Origin of the sequence: uncultured Altibacter sp., from assembly GCF_963972995.1 — a bacterium.
Taxonomy (GTDB): domain Bacteria; phylum Bacteroidota; class Bacteroidia; order Flavobacteriales; family Flavobacteriaceae; genus Altibacter.
Genome location: NZ_CAXAXI010000030.1, coordinates 1 through 21,944 on the forward strand (window position 1 = coordinate 1; position 21,944 = coordinate 21,944).

The 21,944-nt window shown below is 42.6% G+C and carries 19 protein-coding genes; 14 read left to right on the forward strand and 5 right to left on the reverse strand.

Annotated features, from left to right (window positions below):
- Nucleotides 1-947, forward strand: a 947-nt coding sequence (locus tag AACZ11_RS11140; protein ID WP_339832471.1) for an acyl-CoA dehydrogenase family protein, incomplete at its 5' end; no start/stop codon positions are given.
- A 94-nt stretch (nucleotides 948-1,041) separates the two neighbouring features.
- Here the strand turns inward: AACZ11_RS11140 and AACZ11_RS11145 are convergent.
- A complete protein-coding gene (locus AACZ11_RS11145; RefSeq protein WP_290624777.1) occupies nucleotides 1,042-2,934 on the reverse strand; it encodes a putative porin in 1,893 nt (630 codons plus the stop codon).
- Nucleotides 2,935-2,996: 62 nt separating this feature from the next.
- On the opposite strand from AACZ11_RS11145, the gene AACZ11_RS11150 reads away from it, so the two are divergent.
- The 10 genes from AACZ11_RS11150 to AACZ11_RS11195 all read left to right on the forward strand — a co-directional run bounded on the left by AACZ11_RS11150 (nucleotide 2,997) and on the right by AACZ11_RS11195 (nucleotide 14,891).
- Nucleotides 2,997-3,596 (forward strand): ribonuclease HII, encoded by a 600-nt coding sequence (locus AACZ11_RS11150; RefSeq protein WP_290624776.1) that lies wholly within the window; start codon nucleotides 2,997-2,999, stop codon nucleotides 3,594-3,596.
- 128 nt (nucleotides 3,597-3,724) lie between these two features.
- Nucleotides 3,725-6,190, forward strand: coding sequence for a hypothetical protein (locus AACZ11_RS11155; RefSeq protein WP_290624775.1), 2,466 nt, complete (start codon nucleotides 3,725-3,727; stop codon nucleotides 6,188-6,190).
- A 103-nt stretch (nucleotides 6,191-6,293) separates the two neighbouring features.
- Nucleotides 6,294-9,107, forward strand: coding sequence for a response regulator (locus AACZ11_RS11160; protein WP_339832473.1), 2,814 nt, complete (start codon nucleotides 6,294-6,296; stop codon nucleotides 9,105-9,107).
- A 188-nt stretch (nucleotides 9,108-9,295) separates the two neighbouring features.
- The gene (locus tag AACZ11_RS11165) at nucleotides 9,296-9,448 is read left to right on the forward strand and encodes a hypothetical protein (RefSeq protein WP_339832475.1); all 153 of its coding nucleotides are present in this window, start codon (nucleotides 9,296-9,298) and stop codon (nucleotides 9,446-9,448) included.
- The gene (locus AACZ11_RS11170) at nucleotides 9,445-12,396 is read left to right on the forward strand and encodes a tail fiber domain-containing protein (RefSeq protein ID WP_290626676.1); all 2,952 of its coding nucleotides are present in this window, start codon (nucleotides 9,445-9,447) and stop codon (nucleotides 12,394-12,396) included. Before AACZ11_RS11165 ends, AACZ11_RS11170 begins: the two co-directional genes overlap by 4 nt.
- 5 nt (nucleotides 12,397-12,401) lie before the next feature.
- Nucleotides 12,402-12,788, forward strand: a complete 387-nt coding sequence (locus AACZ11_RS11175) for a hypothetical protein (RefSeq protein ID WP_290626678.1) — start codon at nucleotides 12,402-12,404, stop codon at nucleotides 12,786-12,788.
- An 11-nt stretch (nucleotides 12,789-12,799) separates the two neighbouring features.
- Nucleotides 12,800-13,078 (forward strand): hypothetical protein, encoded by a 279-nt coding sequence (locus tag AACZ11_RS11180; protein ID WP_290626680.1) that lies wholly within the window; start codon nucleotides 12,800-12,802, stop codon nucleotides 13,076-13,078.
- A gap of 13 nt (nucleotides 13,079-13,091) precedes the next feature.
- Nucleotides 13,092-13,631 carry a hypothetical protein gene (locus tag AACZ11_RS11185; RefSeq protein WP_290626682.1) on the forward strand — a complete coding sequence of 180 codons (540 nt, stop codon included), beginning with the start codon at nucleotides 13,092-13,094 and terminating at the stop codon, nucleotides 13,629-13,631.
- 20 nt (nucleotides 13,632-13,651) lie between these two features.
- Nucleotides 13,652-14,185, forward strand: a complete 534-nt coding sequence (locus AACZ11_RS11190; protein ID WP_290626684.1) for a hypothetical protein — start codon at nucleotides 13,652-13,654, stop codon at nucleotides 14,183-14,185.
- 19 nt (nucleotides 14,186-14,204) lie between these two features.
- Nucleotides 14,205-14,891, forward strand: a complete 687-nt coding sequence (locus AACZ11_RS11195) for a hypothetical protein (protein ID WP_290626686.1) — start codon at nucleotides 14,205-14,207, stop codon at nucleotides 14,889-14,891.
- A gap of 57 nt (nucleotides 14,892-14,948) precedes the next feature.
- Here AACZ11_RS11195 and lipB read toward each other — a convergent pair whose 3' ends face one another.
- From lipB to AACZ11_RS11210, 3 genes are read right to left on the reverse strand one after another with little or no spacing between them, the layout of a single operon-like run.
- Nucleotides 14,949-15,668, reverse strand: coding sequence for a lipoyl(octanoyl) transferase LipB (gene lipB / locus AACZ11_RS11200; protein WP_290626688.1), 720 nt, complete (start codon nucleotides 15,666-15,668; stop codon nucleotides 14,949-14,951).
- A 2-nt stretch (nucleotides 15,669-15,670) separates the two neighbouring features.
- Nucleotides 15,671-16,405 (reverse strand): hypothetical protein, encoded by a 735-nt coding sequence (locus AACZ11_RS11205; RefSeq protein WP_290626690.1) that lies wholly within the window; start codon nucleotides 16,403-16,405, stop codon nucleotides 15,671-15,673.
- A complete protein-coding gene (locus AACZ11_RS11210) occupies nucleotides 16,402-16,560 on the reverse strand; it encodes a YqaE/Pmp3 family membrane protein (protein WP_290626692.1) in 159 nt (52 codons plus the stop codon). The genes AACZ11_RS11205 and AACZ11_RS11210 overlap by 4 nt, the downstream gene beginning before the upstream one ends.
- 109 nt (nucleotides 16,561-16,669) lie before the next feature.
- Between AACZ11_RS11210 and AACZ11_RS11215 the strand changes: the two genes are divergently transcribed.
- The 3 genes from AACZ11_RS11215 to lysS all read left to right on the forward strand — a co-directional run bounded on the left by AACZ11_RS11215 (nucleotide 16,670) and on the right by lysS (nucleotide 20,500).
- Nucleotides 16,670-17,752, forward strand: a complete 1,083-nt coding sequence (locus AACZ11_RS11215) for a helix-turn-helix transcriptional regulator (protein WP_290626694.1) — start codon at nucleotides 16,670-16,672, stop codon at nucleotides 17,750-17,752.
- Between the two features lie 83 nt (nucleotides 17,753-17,835).
- A complete protein-coding gene (locus tag AACZ11_RS11220; protein ID WP_290626696.1) occupies nucleotides 17,836-18,732 on the forward strand; it encodes a thioredoxin domain-containing protein in 897 nt (298 codons plus the stop codon).
- A 70-nt stretch (nucleotides 18,733-18,802) separates the two neighbouring features.
- Nucleotides 18,803-20,500, forward strand: a complete 1,698-nt coding sequence (gene lysS / locus AACZ11_RS11225) for a lysine--tRNA ligase (RefSeq protein WP_290626698.1) — start codon at nucleotides 18,803-18,805, stop codon at nucleotides 20,498-20,500.
- A gap of 60 nt (nucleotides 20,501-20,560) precedes the next feature.
- Here the strand turns inward: lysS and AACZ11_RS11230 are convergent, their stop codons facing one another.
- Nucleotides 20,561-21,865: a hypothetical protein gene (locus AACZ11_RS11230; protein ID WP_290626700.1), complete on the reverse strand. Its 1,305-nt coding sequence runs from the start codon at nucleotides 21,863-21,865 to the stop codon at nucleotides 20,561-20,563.
- Nucleotides 21,866-21,944: the final 79 nt, after the last annotated feature.

The window sequence follows — 21,944 nt, forward strand, 5'->3', positions numbered from 1 at the left end:
CAGTTTCCTATGTTGTTTTCATGGAAGAGCTAAGTAAGGTAGATGCTTCTGCATCGGTGATCGTTTCTGTGAACAATTCGTTGGTATGCTATGGACTACAAGCATACGGTTCGGAAGAGCAAAAACAAAAGTACCTCACCAAACTTGCAACGGGCGAATCTATTGGCGCTTTTTGTTTGAGTGAACCCGAGGCCGGCAGTGATGCTACGTCTCAAAAAACGACCGCTATTGACAAAGGTGATCACTATGTCTTGAACGGCACTAAGAACTGGATCACGAACGGCGGCACTGCAGACTACTACCTTGTGATTGCGCAAACCGATAAAGAGAAAGGACATAAAGGGATCAATGCGCTTATTGTCGAAAAGGGATGGGATGGTTTTGAGATAGGCCCAAAAGAAGACAAATTAGGAATTCGAGGAAGCGACACCCATTCGTTGATCTTCAATGACGTTAAGGTACCCAAGGAAAATAGAATAGGAGATGATGGTTTCGGCTTTAAATTTGCGATGAAGACCCTTAGTGGCGGACGTATTGGAATCGCTGCTCAAGCCTTAGGTATCGCCTCCGGCGCTTATGAACTGGCTCGCGACTATTCCAAAGTGCGTAAGGCATTTGGAACAGAGATCTGCAACCATCAGGCCATTGCGTTTAAGCTTGCCGATATGCATACATCTATTACCGCGGCTCGCCATTTAGTGATGAAAGCGGCTTGGGACAAAGACCAAGGAAACAACTACGATATGAGTGGTGCGATGGCGAAACTCTATGCTTCGCAAGTAGCGATGGATGTCACTGTTGAAGCGGTTCAGGTACATGGCGGAAACGGTTATGTAAAAGAATACCACGTAGAGCGTATGATGCGGGATGCCAAGATTACCCAGATCTACGAGGGGACGAGCGAAATTCAAAAAATTGTGATCTCCAGAGGACTTTTGAGAGATTAATCAAGACGTACTATTAGTGGACACCGCATGAAGTGCGGTGTGACAAGTCACTGTGAAGCGTAAGTAGATGACGCAATTGTAATGTACATATGGATTACAAGAAAAAGTCCCATACTAATCCGAAGCGGATTACCGGATCGCGATACGGATAGCCCGGAGCCGAAAAATATTCATTCCTGTTAGTGAACAATGCATTTACATGTTCATATTTAAAGTAGATACGTGTTTGTCGGATCTTTGCATTAAAGAAAATATCAACTAAAGGGAAACCACCTAATTCTTCATTGTTATGCACATAAAACTCAGCCAAGACAGGATCGTAGCCATTCATATTGTAAGGCGTAAAGTATTTAAAAGTAACACCCGTTTGCAGAAATAGTGCTCGTTTGAACCAATGGTCTTGGTAATACAGCGAATTCCGAGTAACGAACTGCGGAACGTTAAAAACCTCGTCTCCCCCTACTGCTTCTTGATATAATATGGTATTCATCAAAGCGAATTTCCCATACGTAAACTCTCGTTCTACCTGTACTTTTAAATAATCTACACGTTCACCATATTGTTGTGGAGTAGGTGTGGAATCGTTAGGCTCAATAGTAAAATAAGCATAGTCATCTATTCCCGTATAGCGCACTGACGCCTTAACCCATTTTTTAGATTGAAGTTCGAACTTTAACTCTTGGGTTTTCACATTCTCAAAATCGTTTTGCCAGTTGTAATTCACATAGTCACTTTGATTTAGAAGAAAATTGAAATTTGGTGCTGCGGAATGGATCGTGATGGAAGCTTCCGCTTTGGTATCGCTATCGAATGCGAACGAGGCTGCACCGTTTAGATAATTCCCGTCGAAATCTCCGGAAACATTGATCGCTCCCTTACCGTAGAGTTCAAAACCACGATATTCTTTTTTATACACGGCACCTGCCTCAACGATCGAACCTTTTAACCGATTTGTAATAATTCCATCATCTAAGATAAGCAGGGAGTTGTATCCATAGTTGTAGTCGGTAAAGCCCACAAAACCGGTTAAACTTCCCAATACAGCGTTGTCAAAACGCGTCCAGGCCTTTGCTTGAAAATCCTCCAGTTTTACTTTAGTCTTCAGATCCGTACTAGTATAGGCTTCCCCAAACCCCGAAAAAGCTGTGCCTTGCTTATATTGATAGAACTTATCCTCATACATGATACTTGCCCCTAAAGTCACTATCGAATACTCTAGGCTATCCTTCTTTGAGATAAGATCGTATTCTTGATCTCCGTAAAATCGCAGTCCTTCCAGTTTATTTTCTCCATCCTCAAAGAGCACGTCCAAACGGCCTCTATCCTCAAATTGAGGGTCGTCGTTTTGAAATAAAACAATAGAATTTGGTGTGAGCCCCCCATTCTCTTCATTTAAGATATCCTGCGCCGCTACATGTGTGCGAATACGATACCTTTTGTCTTTGGTATAATAATTCGTTGTAAACCTGAAATTACCGGTACTTGTTAATATGTTCTGGTAATTACCTAAGGAACGCACTCCCTTGTAGGCGATAGAAAAGTTAAACTGTTCGGAGGTGTTTACCGTGAAAAATGCGTCCAATTGCTGACCTTGCTCAAAGGCTGTTTTAAAGTAAAGCTCCGTTAACGGTGTAGGAACATGGTAATAAGACATATCGTCCACTTCCAAATAATTATAATGATGTGATTGGGCTGCGAATAAAGGTTTTAAATGTGTTGTATTAAAATCGTATGCCAAACGGTTATAGGTCTGACCCACATTGGAGAATGGCACTAGCTCAAAAGTATCTTCTCTTAAGTAATTGAATTTATATTCCTTCTGAATGGAAAGTGTCGTATCTACATAGGTCGTGTCACGATCGGCTGAAATGATCCTATAAAGCTCAATAGGTGGTTTTTCAACCGGATCTGAAGCCGCAGGTGTGATTTGAGAATACACTAATGCCGAAGCACCTAAAAAAAGTAATAGCAAAAGTGTTGATCTCATGTATTGTTTTCTTTCATCGCAAAGGTATATTTTTAAACGGAATTCCGTATTTTTAATTTTCCATGCTATCCTTAAAAATTCATTCACACTTATTGGAATGTGGAACCGATGAAGCCGGCCGAGGCTGTCTCGCCGGACCGGTCACTGCTGCGGCTGTTGTACTTCCTGACGATTTTAGTCATCCATTCTTGAATGACTCAAAGCAACTTTCAGAAAAAAAAAGAGATCACCTTAGAGGGATTATTGAAGCCGAAGCCCTTTCTTTTGCAGTAGCTCATGTGATGATGGAAGAGATCGATCAAATAAATATTCTTAATGCCTCCATCATGGGCATGCACAGGGCAATCGACCAATTGAACACAACCCCTCAATTTATTGCCATAGATGGTAACAGATTTAAACCGTATAATAAAGTTCCATATGAGTGTGTGGTGAAAGGGGACAGTACATATTTGCATATTGCCGCCGCGTCCATCCTCGCGAAGACCTACCGTGATGAATTCATGCAAGGGCTCCATACAGAATTTCCGGCATATAATTGGCAAAAGAACAAAGGCTATCCCACGGCCGAACATCGCGAAGCGATCAAGCGGTATGGTCCAACCCCCTACCACCGAAAAAGTTTTAGGTTACTGCCCGAACAACTGAAACTAAACTTATAGCACAGGTCATTCATATAACACTACTTTTCTTTTTTAATTGTTATATGCATGCATCTTTGTTGAAAACACGTCAATAAACTCTTTTCAATCGCACCGCAACACCTTGTATTGTTCTCTATTTTTGTGTTATGAACATAGGCAAGTACATCTTTTTTGGGTTATTGGTATTTCTTATTTGGGGTTGCGGTGATGGAGCTTCAGAAAAAAAGGAACTAATAGATTTTGTCCCGAAAGATCCGGTTGTGGTTATTACCATTGGGAATGCTTCGGCAGGGCAATCGGCATTCGAGACGTTCAAAAGGGATTTGGCCGGTAACAACTTTCTTTCAGCCTATAAGAACACACAGGCCTACCGTTTCTTTTCCGAAGAGAACACCCTACTGCATCATCTTAAGCCTAGTTCTCAAAGTGTATTTTGCATCAATACTCCTACCGACAGTACCACGGTGTTTACATTTATTACCCGTGATTCACCCCAGCTCTTTAAAACCGACTCTTTAAAGAATATAAGTGTGGAGACCCTTAGTTATAACAATCTTTCCTTGCAGCGAGTTACCCTCAACGATCAAGTAGCATTTACTGCTGTTCAAGACAGTGTCTTTATCGCTTCCTCTTCTCAGACGGTACTTCAACAGATCTTGGAAGGCGCTACCGAAAAAGACCCTACTTTCAGAAAGATCGCTACGCTCAATTCCGGCGGTGAAGTAACTACCCTGATACGAGCCGAAACAGTTGCGATTACAGATAGTACTACTGTTAATTTTGCTTCTTGGACCGCATTGGACACTCAATTCTCCACGGATGGCATTGCTGCGACCGGTGTGGCGCTTGCGCGCGATACTGTCCCTCAATTACTTTCCGTATTCAAAGGTCTTTTACCCAGGCAAAATGAGATCGCCAAGGTGATCCCGACGAATGCCTATGATGCTGTTTCTTTTACATACAATGATGCCGAACTGTTTTATAATAATTTAGGTACTTTTAGAGGGGTTACGAATACCACTGCCGTAAACCCACTGTTCGAATCGGTCAATGAGATTGGCGTGATACGGCTTGCAGATAGCAAAGCTATTGCTTTAAAAAGTATTGACCCGATGTTGACGGAAGAAAGTCTTCTGAAGTATATGTCTGAGCACAGCACTTTTCGGGAAGAGACCCTGAGTAGTTTCAGCGAGCCTTCTTTATTCACAGATGCTTTTGCTCCTTTGGTGCATACGTTGGCTCCGAAATTTGTATTTCAACTGGATCAGTTCTTTATTTTTTCTGAAACGGAAGCTGCGGCGCATGAGATCATCACGGCTTTTCACAGCAACACCGTTTTGCAAAAATCTGAATATTTTGAACGTGCCACAGCGCAGCTAAGCACCTCCTCTTCCCTTCTTATCTATAAAATGAACGGAGCGATATCCCCGGCGATCGCCTCTTTTTTCGCTTCTCCTGAGAGTGCGGAAATAGCTTCGGTAACACCTAAACAGTTTCCGTTTGCCGCTCTTCAATTTAGTTATGATCGTGACTTCGCGCATGTTACCCTCGTTTGCAAGGAACTTTCAAAAGGAATTGAAAATCCCGGCGGTATCACACAACAAGCCAGTGCTCAATTAGACCATGAATTGCTTGGTGCACCTCAATTGTTTAGCAATCACCGCACACAAGGAAACGATATTGTGGTGCAAGACATTCGAAACACGCTCTATCTTATCTCCGAAAGCGGAAAGATTCTTTGGACAAAGAGCTTGGAAGGTCCCATACTTGGCAAGGTCCATGAGGTCGACTTACTTCGAAACGGGAAAAAACAACTGGCCTTTGTTACGAAGAATACATTTCACGTCTTGGACCGGAATGGTTCTGCCGTTGCACCATTCCCATTAAAGTTCAAAGATAAGATCACACAGCCTTTGGCTGTTTTTGATTACGATAATAACCGTAAATATCGCTTTTTGGTGGTACAGGGAAAGGATGTGCTGATGTATGATTCCAACGGAAAAATTGTAAACGGATTTACATTCAAAAAAGCGAAGACAGATATTGTCCTAACACCACAACACATTCGAATGGGGAACAAGGATTATATTGTTGTAGCCGAATCCAACGGAACACTCAATATTCTAAGCAGGATCGGGAAGCCTCGCGTGACCGTTTCTAAGAAGTTCGATTTTTCCGAGATCCCCATCGCCGAAGAAGACAATGCCTTTGTGGTAATCGATAAGGGTCGATCTAAGATAAAGATCGATCAAAACGGTAACGTTGCTACGCAAAATCTGGACGTAAGCAGCAGCTATTCCTTTTTGATCGATGGAACAACCAAGGTGACCATGGACGATAATATGCTTCGTATTAACGGAAAGCTTTTAGAACTTCCTTTTGGAATTTATTCACGCCCCGAAGTATTCAATGCAAATCGAGAAACCTATGTTTCGGTTACTGAAACACAAGAGAACAAAGTGTATGTCTATACAAAGACCGGAAAACTTCTCAATGGCTTTCCGGTATTTGGTTCTTCCATTGCCCGCCTCGGGAACGCTTCAAAAAAAGGAGTCAACTGCTTGGTAGTTCAAGGCGGGCCCAAAGAAGTGGTGATCTACATGTTAAAATAGGCTGTAAACATGTAACCTGTATTGGTTACAATAGTACCAAAGCAAATGCTTTGATTTCTATATAATTGCGTATCTTTAAGTAACGTAGTTTACTTCAACAGCTATGAGAAAGAACGTTTTTATTCTTTTGTTCGCTTTATTGGCATGGTATAGTAAGGCGCAGCAAGGTATTGATCGTGGCTTGTCCCTTTTAAGTACTTCGGAAACACTTGCTTCTGAAAAAAAAATCGATAGTGCTTATACCTATGCCGAAAATGCCTTGAAATTATTTCAGCAAGAAAAGAACGATTCGCTCGTTGCCGAAGCAGCCATGCGCTTAATATTGCTGCAACCCAAAACAACCCTACCCTATTCTCAGGATTATTTTGAGCTTCTCACTTCATCGGCGACCCATAAAAAAGACTGGCCGCTCTTAGTGCAATCCTATTACACAAAAGGACGTTCCCTCTATCTCGACAGGGAGTATGGAGATGCATTGCCCTACTATTTGGCATTGGATTCTATAGCAAAGCGTCATAGGGTTAAAAATGAGATCGTAGTTCGTTCGATCATAGACCGCGGTGAGATCTCCCGAATGAGCTTTACACACGAGGGGGTAAATACCGCGCATGAGATCTTTTTGGAGGCACTGGCCCTTGCCGAAGAAATCGAATCGCAGGAAGAGATACATCACAGTTATATGCGACTGGCAGACATAACCGAAATGCGCGACCTTTTTGATGAGTGTAAGCGATACACCGATTTAGCCTTTGCATATTACACCCAAGTAGATAATGTAGCCTATGTGTCGAGAATTTACAGGATCTATGCAAACTATTATTCTGCTATTGGTGAGTTAGACAATGCGGAAAAGGCAAAGATCGACGGCATTCAATATCTGCGTTCCAAGAACACTCCCGAAGAATTGGCTAGCGCCCTCATCTCATATGGCGATTTTCTACTGGTGAAACGAAAAGATCCTAAAAAAGCCATTACACAGTTTGAAGAAGCTAAAACTATCTACGATGCTATTGGTCACGCGCCGGATGACCGATACATGTTCCTTACGGAAGGCTTGGCTATTTGCTATGCCAACACTAATGATTTCGAACGATCACACGAATATTATCGTCAAACGTACGAATTGAAAAAAGAGCTTGTTAAAAAAGCCAATAATGACCTCACTCGAAGACTTGAAACGAAATACCAAACTCGGCAAAAAGAACAAGAGATCGCACTTTTAAGTTCACAACAACAACTGGCTGCTCAACAAAAAAAGAATGAACGCATCATTTTGCTTTCCGCCGTGGGTATTTCCAGCTTGGCCGGAATCTTTTTTTTCTTTCAATATAGAAACAGACAAAAGACCAACAAGAAATTAAAAGAACTCGACACAGCAAAATCCACCTTTTTTGCTAATATCTCGCATGAGTTCCGAACTCCGTTAACATTAATCAAAGGACCTTTAGAGGATCAATTGAATACAGCAAACCTACCCGATCGACAACGCAAAAACCTAACACACGCCTATCAAAATACCCAACGGTTGGAGCAGCTTGTGGAACAATTGCTTGCGCTCTCTAAATTAGAAAGCGGCCATTTGAAACTACATGTACAACCCGGAAATTTTGAACAGTTCCTGTCGGCACAGATAACTGCGTTCTCATTTCATTGTGAAGAAAAACATATTGACTGCAACATTCAAGTTAAAGAGAATGAAGACGGCGCGTTAGATTGGTTTGACCGAGATGCACTAGAGAAGGTCTTATTCAATTTAATGGGTAATGCGGTTAAGTATACTCCGGAGCAAGGACACATTGAACTTGCCGGAGCACGTACAGGCGATTATTTTGATCTAAGGATCACGAACAGCAGGAACTATCTCACACCACAACAGCAAAGTGATATTTTTAAACGGTTCTACCAGACCAATGATCTAAATGCAGGCACAGGTATTGGGTTGGCACTCACCAAGGAGCTCATTGAACTGCATAAAGGAACCATTCGGGTGGAAAGTGAAAAAACCGGAACCACAAGTTTCATACTTCGAATTCCGGTAGCGAAAAATATGTATACTCCTTCTGAAATACTTGAAGAAACCCTTCAAGATTTAAAAACAGATCAAGTGTTTCATTCTTCACAGCCTTCAGAAACTATTGGAATTATTTCTGAAGAAGCACCCCAACTATTGATCATCGACGATACTGAAGAGATCCTTGAATACATCCGCTCCATTTTTGAAGGAACCTATATTGTGCATACGGCGAAAGACGGACAAACTGGCTATGAAAAGGCCATAGCAACAATACCCGATATTATTATTAGTGACGTCATGATGCCTCAACAAGACGGTTTTACCCTCACGCAACGTTTAAAAGAGAACGAACTTACGTCACACATACCCATTGCTCTTTTAACCGCCAAAACACAAGACAAGGACAAATTAGAGGGCCTGCAAAAAGGGGCCGATGCCTATGTTACCAAACCCTTTAGTTCCCAATTTCTAAGAGCCACATTGGCCAATTTGTTGGAGAATAGAAAAAAACTTCAGAAGCGCTTTGCTCAAGAGGTGATCTTACTCCCTAAGGATATCCAACTTACATCGGCAGACGAGCAATTTTTAGATCGGTTGCAAAAGGTTATGGATACACATTTGGTGCAATCGAACTTTACGGTAGACACTTTCAGTATGGAAATGGGGGTAAGCCGCATGCAGCTTCATCGCAAGCTCAAAGCACTTACCGGGCAATCTGCTTCAGAGTTTTTACGATCACAGCGATTAAAACTTGCCGCCCAGCTTTTGAGATCGGGCAAATCTACCATCTCAGAAGTAGGGTATTCCGTAGGTTTTAACGACCCCTCCTATTTTACCAAATGCTTTAAAAAGGAATTTGGCTGTGCTCCTTTAGACTATATCTCTAAAAAAAGCGGTACTTGAAAAAATTCTCTATAGCCATAGAACATTCGTCCCGTACTTGAACAATCCTTTTTTTTTCAAGGAAAGGTATGGCGTATAATATAGGTTACTATACGTGAAGCTGTTACATATCTCCATGCTTTGGTTACAATAATTATATACCGTCACCCAACGATCTTCTAATTTTATTCTATTGAAGCGGCTCCCTAATGAAGAAAATGCAAAAGGTGTATTCCGGAACGCTGGAAACAGTTGCAAACCAGCTTATTTATCTCAACATAGATCATCTGGCAGAAGGAATTTACACACTAAAGATTACACATAATAATAAAGTTATTACCGAAGTAAATTTTAAAAAATGAAAAAAACCTCAGCCTTCTATTTGTTGTTAGGAACTTTATTGTTCATCAACCTCGCAACGGCCCAGGTGGGCATAGGAACCACTACGCCGGATCCTTCTTCTTCTTTAGACATTACAGCTACCGATAAGGGAATACTTGTCCCTCGGGTATCCTTACCCGATGTAAGTACCACTCAATTGGATGGAACCAATACCGCCGCTACCGGATTGTTAATATGGAACACCAATGCTGCGACCTTAGGCGGCTCGGGTGTTGGGTTTTATGCTTTTAACGGTTCGATATGGGAAAAACTTGATACAGGCAGTGTCACGGGTGACAGCGATTGGTATGAAGAAGGAACTACAACTGCTCCCAATGATATTAACGACCTTATCTTCACTAATGGAAATGTGGGTATCAATACAAATGCACTTACCGACAGACAATTGAATGTTTCGGCAACAGATGCTGTGGATTATGCAGGTTTTTTTGAGAATACTGCTAATAATGACAATATTAAATATGGTTTGGAATCGAACTTAAACGGCACTGGCAATGGAGTACAAATCGGATATCAAACAAACATTACCACAACAGGATCAGGGGATCAAATAGCCATGCAAAATTCCTTGGCAGGATCGGGAAGCGGGTTCCACAGGGGCATTGTAAATGAGATTACGAGTACGGGAGACGGGCTTCACGACGGGGTGTTGAATACTATATCAGGTTCCGGGGGCGGACTGCAACGAGGGGTCTTAAATTATATGGACAATACAGGGGATGGCCAGCATGAGGGCACAGTCAACCATTTACGCGGTCCCGGAAACGGATCTCAAGTAGCCACCTATAATATCGTGGACAATAACGGTACAAGTACACATTGGGGTGTTTACAATATATTGGGCGGAAGTGGCACAGGGCAACAATCCGGGGTCACTACTTTTGTAACCAACACCGGTAACGCCACACATTGGGGTGCATATAATTCGCTAAGTGGCATTGGTGATGGATCCCATTTTGGTGTGGAAAATCGCTTACAAAATACCGGAAACGGAAATCAGTTTGGCGTATCGAATTTTATAAATAATACGGGAACCGGTAATCACTTTGGCATCAATAATTCTCTTACGGGAGATGGAACCGGTATTCAATACGGAACCTATAATAGCATTACCAATACGGGAGACGGCGGTCATGCAACGGTTAGAAATTTTTTAAGCGGACCGGGAAATGGAGTTGTTTATGGAGTTGCCAGTAACATTTCGAACACAGGTTCGGGTAATCATTACGGGGTTCGTAATTCACTAAGTGGAACCGGAACCGGATGGCAGTACGGAATATCAAATGAAATAAGTGTTGACGCCGATGGCAGTCAATTTGGCGTGAACAACCTTATGCAAGGAACAGGTAACGGTTTTCAAGCGGGTGTTCACAATGTTATGTTCAACCAAGGGAATGGAAGACATGAAGGAATATACAATGGCTTTGGGGGTAACGGCACCGGAAATCACTTTGGAATGCGAACCGTATTAGGCGGCACGGGAACCGGCGAACAGATCGGGGTGCAGACCGAAGTGACCAACACCGGAACCGGAGAACATACAGGAATGCGAAACTTCCTCTCCGGAACAGGGACAGGCTTACAACGTGGTATTGAAAACGAAATTACCAATACGGGCGATGGCCTCCACGACGGAATCTTAAACACCCTCTCCGGGACAGGAAACGGACTACAACGGGGCATTTTAAACTTTATTAATAACAATGGCGACGGACAGCATGAAGGCACCACCAACCATTTGCAGGGATCCGGAAATGGAATACAGTTAGGAACTTATAATTTAATGGAAAATACAGGCACCAATACCCAATATGGAGTCTATAATACAATGAGTGGAACGGGTACCGGAGCTCAAGTAGGTATGCGGACATTTATTTCAAATTCCGGCAACGCTGCTCATTATGGCAGTTACCACAGCCTGTTTGGGAGCGGAAGTGGATTTCATTATGGAACACGAAATGACCTAAGCGGAGATGGAACCGGCGTGCAATACGGCACATACAACGCTATTGGGAACACAAATAACACCAATCATTTTGGAACATTTAATAGTTTATTCGGAAGCGGAAGCGGAGGTAAATACGCTTCCTATAATTACATCGATCCACTGGCCGGGGGTACTGCCTTTGGGGTCTATTCGGAAGTGACCAATGCGACCGGTTATTCCGGTTATTTTCTTGGTAATTTTTATATGACAAATGGCTTAGCCACATTTGCCAGTACAACAGACGCTACAGGAACAGCAGGAAGCGGTGTGGTACAAATTGGTGGAACGCTACGATTGGATGGTGATGAGATTATTACCAATACAAATCAAACCCTCTTTCTGCAAAATGACAATAACGGCGATGTAATAGTGGATACCAACACCCTTATGGTTGATGCAAGTGCAAACAGAGTAGCCATTCGGAACATCGCTCCTTTAACCGATCTACATATAAAACAATCCACTACCGCCAATGCAGGGTCGGGTGGATTGACACTTGAAGATTCCGGAGATACAGACAGATGGAAGATCTATCATAGTGGTCTTTATCTTTCCTTTGCTGAAAATGATGTACGAAGAGCATACATAGAAAATGGTACCGGTAATTACGTTATAACATCCGACAGATATTTGAAAACAAATATCAATGAAGTGTCACGACCTGTGTTGGACGAATTAAAAAAATTGAAATTGTATACCTATAATTACAAAACACAACCCAACAAAGACAAAGAAGTAATAGGGTATATGGCCCAAGATATCGCACCCGTATTTCCACAGTTGGTTTCCCAAAACGAAGACGGCAACCTGGGGGTAATTTACGATGGTTTTGGACCCCTTGCCATTAAGGCTATACAAGAACAACAAGCCATTATTGAAGATCTTCTGAAAAGAATAGAACTATTGGAAAACAAAAACTAACGATCATGAAAAGAGCAGTAAATATTACAGCATTGGTATGTTTCTTAACTTTCACGTCTTTTGTAAAAGCGCAGAACGATACCTTGAAAACATCGGCTTCAACAACTGCTGAAGCATCCGTAGATAAAAATAGTACTACAACCACTTTGAAGCCCATGCCTCACGAAACAAGTGCGATGGAATTTGACGATAAAGAGATGGAAAACGGGAGTATGCATGATCCGAAAACGGCAGAACTATACAGCGTAAATTTGGAGCCAAAAAAACCCTTGTTTCGTAATGAAACCAATCGTTTGATTGCACCGCAAACCATTTCCGAGCCCTCAAAAAACGCTTCAAAGGGAGCAGGAGTAAAAGTTCCGAATACATCACAGAACAACTTGTTTAAATAAAGACGCTAATCATGAAAAAACATTCCATTTTATTTCTGTTAAGTATGCTCATAGCCATGACTTCGGCAAATGCACAGATCTTAAAGAAACTTGGCAAAAAAGCCGAACGTGCTGCCGAGAGAACTGTTGAGCGCCGTGTAGAGCGAGAAACCGAAAAAAGTACAGACCGCGTGCTGGATACCGTAGTTGAAGCACCAAAAAAATCCAAAAAAGACAAACGAAAGGAAACCAAGAACAAAGACCGTGAACGAGATATCATTGGGGTAAAAAATGATTCTCTTGATCAGTAGAAATTAAAAAAGGATGCCGTTCAAATTCCACTTTTTAATCATTTTGATCGTACTCCCTATTTTGGGGTGCCGCACCACTATTCCTCCTAGAGATTCTGTATTACCAACTTTCGTTTTTAAGATTCAAGGCGATGGGCTGAACGAGAATATTACACAGGATTTCGATTTTGATAATTCTGCCCTGAACCTACGAAGGGGTCAAAGATATCGTGTGGTATACACGGGAGCAGATTCCGGGGGTCTTAAAGAAATGACGTGGCGATTACCTTATTCAAATATAGTAGGCTTAGGCGGGCAGCGCGGTAATTTCCTCTACGCAAATTCGGGAGACCCCTATGTCAATCTGTATCGCTATAACGGTTTTACCGAGGATCCCCGTACCGGGGCTTCTATGACGGTACAGGCCATGGTCACTCACGGAGGACCGCTTGACGGAGTGGTTGAAAACTATGAGTTCGTATTTCGTGTAGTCGATTTTCATGATAATAGTATAGAAAAAACACTCATCGTCCGTATCACAAATGCACCTACGGCCATCGTCCCAAGAGATTAACTCGTGTTAACAGAAAACGCATGAAAAAAATTATATTAATAACTCTGCTCAGTCTTCTGCTAACAGGTTGTAAGACCCGAATATCGGAAAGAGACTCAGTATCTCCCACCCTTACCTTGCTCGTGGAAGGAGACGGACTGCGCCAACAGTTCGATGAAACCTTCGACTTTGACAATACAGTTCTTTACTTAAAACGGGGAGAATCCTACAACATTTCTTTTATTGGCAGCGATCGGGGCGGTGTGAATACCATTGTTTGGGAAGTACAGGCATTACCCCCTGTAATCGAATTTCCCGATCCTTTGCCACCCCAATGGGAACGAAACATATCCACAACTCCCACAGCCTTAAACACCATGCGCTGGAGAGGCGATCGGGCCCATCCCGTCACCGGACACTCCATAACAACAGCTGTCATTCCAAATGGTGTTACCACCCATGCTGTTGAAGAAATAGAAATGCTGTTCTTAGTAGAGGATTTTCATTTCAATACCCTTAGAAAATTTTTAACCCTACGTATCTATAACGAAGCGCCGCGAATTGGCCCTAGATAATTATTAAAATCAAACCCTTATGAAAAATCAACTTACCCTTTTATTCGTGCTTATTAGCACCTCCTTTGTTTGGTCGCAGAACAGTTGCAGCAAATTCTATCCTTTTTCTGAAGGAGTTACATCACAGATCACTACGTATAACAAAAAAGGAGATGTCGCCGCCATTGTCAATTACAAAGTAACCAATGTTAGCTCAAACGGAAGTGCCGAAACAGCCACTATGTTTTCCACTATTGAAGACCACAAAGGCGAGCGTATCGCTGAAACGACTTATGATGTAACCTGCCGTGACAATGTTGTTTCTATCGATTTCAAGTCTATGATGAATCCGCAGATTTTTGAACAATTCGGGGAGATGAAATATGATATTAGCGGAACAAACATCGACCTTCCCAACGATCTCTCTGTAGGACAATCACTACCCGATGCCGATATGAAAATGAAGATCGATATGGGAGGAATCAATATGAATATGAACGTTGCCATGAAAGACCGTAACGTCGTTGGGAAGGAAAGTGTTACTACCCCTGCCGGAACATTCGAATGTTTTGTAATCACCTACACTTCCGAAGTAAAAATGGGAATGAACCAAACCGGAACCGCCAAACAATGGATTGCCGAAGGCGTCGGCATGGTAAAACAGGAAGATTACAATAATAAAGGAAAGGTAATGAGCAGTAGCCTGCTTACGTCTTTTAGTAAATAAATATGTTACACCTCACATTGTGTAGCATGGTCGCTAGTTGCGAATGTACCAAACAAATTAAAGTATTGGAGATACGACCTCCTGAACCTCGGCATCGAATAAATCAAGAAAATGTTTCAACAACTTTTCTTTTACTTCGTTCATGGAAACTTGAGACTTCCCCAGTTCCACGTGGAGGGAGGTAACGGCCTTCCCCTTGATCCCGCAGGGAATCATGTGGTCGAAATAGCCCAAATTAGAATTTACATTGAGTGCAAAACCGTGCATGGTGACCCACCTACTGGCGCGTACGCCCATGGCACATATCTTTCGAGCAAAAGGTGTCCCAACGTCCAACCAAACTCCGGTCTCCCCTTTTGAACGCTCGGCTTTCAGACCATATTCGGCTAGGGTGAGAATGACCATTTCTTCCAGAAGTCTAAGGTATTTATGGATATCGGTAAAATAGTTCTCAAGATCGATGATGGGATAACCCACTATTTGACCGGGCCCGTGGTATGTGATGTCACCTCCGCGATTGATCTTGTAGAAGGTGGCCTCGATCTCGTTCAATTTTTCTTCAGATATAAGTAAATTGGACATTTCTCCGCTCTTACCCAAGGTATATACATGGGGGTGCTCCACGAACAAAAAGTAATTGGGTGTTGGCAAATCACTACCCTCTCTACGGTTCTTGATCTTGATGTCAAGGATCTCCTTGAAAAGCCGTTCCTGATAGTCCCAGGTGACCTTATAGTCCTTAGTGCCCAGTTCTTGTATCTCTATGTGTTTGTTCAAATCTATTTTTCTAAAACTACTTCAAGGTCCAGAATGTCCGGTTCCTTCATATAATCCAAGAACGATCGTTCTACTTCTATGGTCTTCCCGTCTGCCGAATAGGTTGCATCCTCGATACTTGCCCTTTTTATTTTCTTCGGAAAAGTATACCGCAGCGTATACATCGTGCCCGACAGGAACATTTCGGCACTTTTTAAACTGTCCAATTGGCTTTGATGCCGTGCTTTGTCCTTAATAAAAGCATCACGAAGAAAGGTATTCTTTTCATAGGAGTAGGAAACGCCCATAAAATCTTCCGAATCGGATTGCTGCTCTTCTGAAGACACCTTTACACCGGGCATGAAACCGGAGGATTCTCCCAAACCATTCATCAACTCGTTTGCTTCTTTTACTTTTTTGAAATCGGTAAAAATATGGAGGAACATATCGTTTGAGTCCGGATCGACAAAGAGCTTCATCATAAAATTTTCCATTTTCTTTAATCTGTTCTGTTCTGCTATCGGAAGCTGTGCAATGCTATCCTTCTTCGCTTCAAAGACCTGTTTGAATGAAATGATGGTATCTGTTTTAGTAAGCGTACTGTCCATGCCGGCCCCAAAGGCCATCATCTCCTTCATATCCATCTCGATCGCCATGCGACCACTACCGTCCTCCTGCATTACCATAGTCTCGGTGAATTGACAACTCACCATGCACAGGGCAAAAATGCCACCTAGAAGTAATTTGTATACCTTCATTTTTTCGGATTGTTTAAAATTATTAACGCAGCGATGACCCCGGGAATCCATCCGCAGATCGTTAGGATCAATACAATTAAAATTGAACCACAGCCTTTATCAATCACCGCTAAGGGCGGAAACAGGATAGAAAGCAATACTCTCCAAATACTCATGAATACAAATTTACGATTAATACTTTAGTTATAAGTAGAGGATTATTGCTTTTGTTACAGCTATTGGCTGAGAACCGAAGAGTCACTATATTAGTCTTTTAAAACGACCATGCGCTTTTTTATTTGTGTCATTTCTTTTTTCCTATTGTATACCCCAACGGTGACGGCACAATATACCTTCAGCGGCTATGTAGATGCAGCGCACGTGGATGCTAATATCTATCTCTCGGTGGTGGAAGATTACCGAAAGATCTCCGGTGTTTATCCGGAGCAGATCCTTTCGAAGACCCAAGCGGACAGCACAGGATTCTTTTCATTTTCGGGGAACAACTTATCGCAGGAGAACAAAATCTATCGCATTCATATTGATACTTGTTCCGAAGACATTCAAGCGACAACACATTTTGATGGTCATTGTATCAATAGCAAAGAGGTCATTTTTATTGCCAACAATACTACCGCTGTAAATTTACCCTTCTCCTTCGACAATGAAATGTTCTGCAGGATACTTTCCGAAAACGAACGCGCCAACTCTTTTCTGAAAATTGACTCGTTAAAACATGATATGCGCTTTGCTTTTGGGAGCTACCGAAGCGAAGCCAACAGAAAACTGAATTCAAAAAAATGGTTCGCCATCTTCCAAAATTACGGCGAACAGTTACAAGAACCGTTGGCCGAGCTGTACAGCTATGCTTTCCTTTCCGATCGAACCCATAACCTGTACGCCTATTATCTTGAGGACCTAAAAACCAATTCGTATTACAACGATCTGTTAGTACGATTAGAAGAAAAGTACCCTAATGCTCCCTACACCCGGCAATATAAAAGCGAATTGGCAGCCGATCTTTTCTTGGTGGCATCAGAAAAAAAGGTTGCCAACACTACATGGTTCTATATTTTGGGAATTTTTACATTAGTGTCCTTAGCACTTAATTTGTATTACTTTAAAAGGATAACTCGCTTGAAAGAGCGAACTGCTTCCGAAGTATCTGCACTTAGCGAGCAAGAACGAAAAGTGCTCGAACTCATTTTGGCAAACAAGACCAATAAAGAGATCGCCTCGTTATTGTTTGTGAGTGTGAGTACGGTAAAAACTCATATCAACAGCCTCTACAAAAAACTAAAAGTAACGTCCCGGGAAGAAGTAAAACAACTTTTCCCGCAGGGTGTACAATTTCAATCGGGGGTCTAGTCCCCTTTTCAACCCTATTCGTCTTTAAATTCTCTGTTCCTTTTCTGAATCTTCGGTGGTCTAATCACTAAAACTGAACATCGATGAGAACACAACTTTCTTTCAGCTTCCTTTTCCTATGGTTTGGGATCACGGCCTTAGGCCAATCATTTAACAGGGAGATCATTTCCGAAGGAACAGCGCCCTTGCTTCTGGGAAAGATCAATAAGGACGCTCTTTCCCAAAACACCTATGCTACGTGGTTCGTGGAGAATTTTCAAAACTACAATCCCAATACCACAGTCATAGATAGTTTTAAAGAAACCTTTTCTCACTATACCGTCACTGCCTTTATGGGCACATGGTGTGGTGACAGTAAACGAGAAATACCTCATTTTTATAAGGTCTTGGAGGCAGCCAATTTCCCGTTGGACCGACTCACGGTCGTAGCGGTACACAATGAACAGGACAGCTACAAACAAAGTCCGGGCGGTGAAGAGGAAGGTCTCAATATCCACAGAGTCCCCACCTTTATCTTTTATAAGGACGGAAAAGAGATCAACCGTATCGTGGAATCTTCGGTGACTTCGTTAGAAGAAGATATGGCCGCTATTGTTCAAAATGAATACGAGCCAAAGTACAGAGCCGTACACATAATACATCAACTCTTAATCGAAAATGCTTCGGAAAGACTAGAAGAAAAAGTCGGCGACCTGCTCCCGCGATTAAAAGACATCACCAACCATCCTTATGAACTAGCAACCTATTCGAACGTTTTATTTTTTAGTGGGAAGACATGGGAAAGCACGGTGGTTGCGAGACTTAATACACAACTCTACCCTTCGGAAGCTTCAGTCTTTAAAAGCTTGGGGGACAAATTATATTTTCTTTCCAAATTTAAAGAAGCGCTCGAAGCTTATCGGCAAGCATTGCTGTTGGATCACGAAAATGAGAATTTGCGTTCCACCATTGCTCATATAGAACAAAAAGTACAGGAATAGCTGTATTTTTTGATTCTTTTAGGAAATAAATTTAACAAATAGGCTAATTTTGCAGCTTAAATAAAAAAGCATGCAACTTTCTGAACTGGAACTCATCCGAAGAGAAAAACTGAATCAATTACGCGCCTTGGGGATCGATCCATATCCGGCGGCCTTATATCCTGTCACCCACACTTCAAAAACCATAAAAACCAATTTTGAAGAAGGAAAACAGGTTACCATTGCGGGGCGCTTAATGTCACGCCGTATTCAAGGGAAAGCTTCGTTTGCAGAGTTACAGGATGCCGAGGGACGCATACAAGTGTATTTCAATAGAGATGAGATATGCCCCGGGGAGGATAAAACGCACTATAACGAGGTTTACAAGAAACTATTGGATATTGGTGATTTTGTTGGGGTTGAAGGTGAACTGTTTACCACGCAAGTTGGAGAAAAAACAGTGTTGGTTAAAAAATTTACCCTTCTTTCCAAAGCATTGAAACCGCTACCACAACCTCGGGTGGATTCCGAAGGAATTGTACATGATGCTTTCACCGATTCGGAGCAGCGCTATCGCCAACGGTATGCAGACCTAGTCGTAAACCCGCATGTAAAGGAGGTCTTTAAGAAACGCACCAAGCTTTTTAATGCTATGCGTACTTTTTTTAACGACCGCAATTATTTTGAGGTAGAAACACCCATTCTACAGCCCATTCCCGGCGGTGCCGCAGCACGACCATTTGTGACCCACCACAATGCACTGGACATTCCTTTGTACATGCGTATTGCGAACGAGCTTTACTTAAAACGATTGATCGTAGGTGGTTTCGACGGGGTGTATGAGTTCTCTAAGAATTTCCGGAACGAAGGAATGGACCGAACACACAATCCGGAGTTTACTGCCATGGAAATCTATGTGGCGTACAAGGATTACAATTGGATGATGGATTTCTGTGAAGAATTGCTCGAATTTTGTGCCAAGGAAGTGAACGGAACAACGAAAGCAACTTTTGGAAAGCACGAGATCGATTTTAAAGCGCCCTACCCACGTATCACCATGGCCGATGCCATTCAAAAATATACCGGCTTCGATATCACCGGAAAAACAGAAGATGAAATTCGTGCTGCCGCCAAAGATTTGGGTGTGCAAGTGGATGATACCATGGGGAAAGGAAAATTGATCGATGAGATCTTTGGAGAGAAGTGTGAAGGTAATTTTATTCAACCCACCTTTATTACCGACTATCCGAAAGAAATGAGTCCGCTGTGCAAAGAGCACCGCGAGAATCCTGAACTTACCGAGCGTTTTGAATTGATGGTCTGTGGAAAAGAGATTGCCAATGCCTACAGCGAATTAAACGACCCTATCGATCAACGGGAACGATTTGAAGCCCAGCTAAAACTTGCCGAAAAAGGCGATGATGAAGCAACCCAATTCATCGACTTCGATTTTCTTCGAGCTTTAGAATACGGAATGCCCCCAACCTCAGGGATGGGTATTGGGATGGACCGATTGGTTATGTTCTTGACCAACAACGCCTCCATACAAGAGGTCTTGTTCTTCCCACAAATGAGACCGGAGAAAAAAGCCGTCCAAGTAGAACTCAACGAAGAAGAGAAAGAAGTACTTGCCCTGCTTAAAGCCGAATCTCCTATAGACCTCACAATCTTAAAGGAGCGTAGTGGTTTAAGTAATAAGAAATGGGATAAAACTATTAAACACCTCACAAAAAATAAACTAGCTAAAGTGGAGAAAACAGATGAGGGATTGGTCGTGGAACATCTATAAAAACACCGCCCTCACCTTCTAAAAGGGAGAACGGTGTCTTCCACCAACCTAAATCCTATCTTATTCGCCTACCTTACTAAGGTATTCAATGTCGTTCTCGACTGTGAGAAGCAAAATGCTTGTGGCGGTACAGAACACGGGACTCGTGATACAGTGGTGTCCGTTCCAACTGCCGTCCTCGTTTTGAATCTTTAGGATGCGCCCACTCATGTCGTTGTACCACTTCTTCCAATCTTTATCCTGATTCACCAGAAGTGATTCTCCGGTTTGTAAAAAACTTAAGAATTCTTCTCCTCCATTATTCCCGAAGCCATTCAATACATCCTCGCGTTGCGCAGTTTCTTTTGCGGCATTATAGACATTGTAGGAAGCGGTGTAGTCAATGGCCTCTTCTTCCGAAAGACCTGCTTTCTTAAGGCTTTCTACCGTGACCGGAGCATTTTGTTTTATTTTCCCGTCACGCTTCGCCTTGTTCACAATTGCTTCAGCTTTGCGAGCTTCTTTTGCACTGGCGCGAACGCTTCCGCTTACCGCATAGAGCATGACACCGGCACCGTCCTCAGTATTGACATTTCCGGTCTTTTCATCGTAATTGTCTTTTTGGTAAGTTCGGGTGCGGTCCAACACGGCTTTATCCACTTCAGCGCCTGCCGCCTGTGCCGCTTCAAGCGCACTGTTCGCCATCCCACTTTGCAAAACACCTGCCCAGCCGGCTCCTGCTTGTTTCCCCGAAGCGTCGGTACCTTGCTGTATCTTAGCAACACAAATATCAAGACAACGTGCCACGCGTTTGGAATCCATTCCCTCAAGATCACGATCCAATAGATTGGAAAGAAATTGTGCTGTAATCACTGCATCGATGTTTTGACCCAATTTCGATTGGATTTGCGTATTGCGAACACTGGTAATGTAAGGATCCTCTTTTGCACTATTTTCTACCGATTCTAATAAGAAGTTAATTGCTTTTTTGAGATTATTGGCGTATGGCCCTTTTTCAAGAGTAGTACCGCTTCGTAGAAAAGCCATCCCAACCATGGCCGTTGTAGCCGGATCTGCTGGTACCGCTTGGGGGTCCCGAACATGTTGTGCATTGTGACTTCCGGCACCATAACCTCCGCCGGGTAATTGTGCTTCAGACAACCATGAGAGTCCGTCGCGAACCGAGAGCTGTAGATTTTCATCGGTTTTGAAGATATCGAAATCTTGAGAAGACTGTTCGCCCATAACGGTCATAAAGACACACCCATCAATGGGGGTTAAGATTCGATTTGTTTCCGGATAGGTTTCCGTTTCAGAAGTGAAGACAGTGAATAAAGCAGCAGCAAGCAGCAACGGAAATGTGAGTAAGATCAATTTTGTTCTCATCGTTTGTGGATTTTAAATTCATTCCGAAACTACTTCAGCATACTCAAAAGAAAAAGAGCGTTTTAGGGAAGCAGCGCTT

Bases quoted from the DNA above. Each gene is read 5' to 3' on its own strand.
- AACZ11_RS11145 (WP_290624777.1), bottom strand. From the start codon at position 2,934: ATGAGATCAACACTTTTGCTATTACTTTTTTTAGGTGCTTCGGCATTA.
- AACZ11_RS11150 (WP_290624776.1), top strand. From the start codon at position 2,997: ATGCTATCCTTAAAAATTCATTCACACTTATTGGAATGTGGAACCGAT.
- AACZ11_RS11155 (WP_290624775.1), top strand. From the start codon at position 3,725: ATGAACATAGGCAAGTACATCTTTTTTGGGTTATTGGTATTTCTTATT.
- AACZ11_RS11160 (WP_339832473.1), top strand. From the start codon at position 6,294: ATGAGAAAGAACGTTTTTATTCTTTTGTTCGCTTTATTGGCATGGTAT.
- AACZ11_RS11165 (WP_339832475.1), top strand. From the start codon at position 9,296: ATGAAGAAAATGCAAAAGGTGTATTCCGGAACGCTGGAAACAGTTGCA.
- AACZ11_RS11170 (WP_290626676.1), top strand. From the start codon at position 9,445: ATGAAAAAAACCTCAGCCTTCTATTTGTTGTTAGGAACTTTATTGTTC.
- AACZ11_RS11175 (WP_290626678.1), top strand. From the start codon at position 12,402: ATGAAAAGAGCAGTAAATATTACAGCATTGGTATGTTTCTTAACTTTC.
- AACZ11_RS11180 (WP_290626680.1), top strand. From the start codon at position 12,800: ATGAAAAAACATTCCATTTTATTTCTGTTAAGTATGCTCATAGCCATG.
- AACZ11_RS11185 (WP_290626682.1), top strand. From the start codon at position 13,092: ATGCCGTTCAAATTCCACTTTTTAATCATTTTGATCGTACTCCCTATT.
- AACZ11_RS11190 (WP_290626684.1), top strand. From the start codon at position 13,652: ATGAAAAAAATTATATTAATAACTCTGCTCAGTCTTCTGCTAACAGGT.
- AACZ11_RS11195 (WP_290626686.1), top strand. From the start codon at position 14,205: ATGAAAAATCAACTTACCCTTTTATTCGTGCTTATTAGCACCTCCTTT.
- AACZ11_RS11205 (WP_290626690.1), bottom strand. From the start codon at position 16,405: ATGAAGGTATACAAATTACTTCTAGGTGGCATTTTTGCCCTGTGCATG.
- AACZ11_RS11210 (WP_290626692.1), bottom strand. From the start codon at position 16,560: ATGAGTATTTGGAGAGTATTGCTTTCTATCCTGTTTCCGCCCTTAGCG.
- AACZ11_RS11215 (WP_290626694.1), top strand. From the start codon at position 16,670: ATGCGCTTTTTTATTTGTGTCATTTCTTTTTTCCTATTGTATACCCCA.
- AACZ11_RS11220 (WP_290626696.1), top strand. From the start codon at position 17,836: ATGAGAACACAACTTTCTTTCAGCTTCCTTTTCCTATGGTTTGGGATC.
- lysS (WP_290626698.1), top strand. From the start codon at position 18,803: ATGCAACTTTCTGAACTGGAACTCATCCGAAGAGAAAAACTGAATCAA.
- AACZ11_RS11230 (WP_290626700.1), bottom strand. From the start codon at position 21,865: ATGAGAACAAAATTGATCTTACTCACATTTCCGTTGCTGCTTGCTGCT.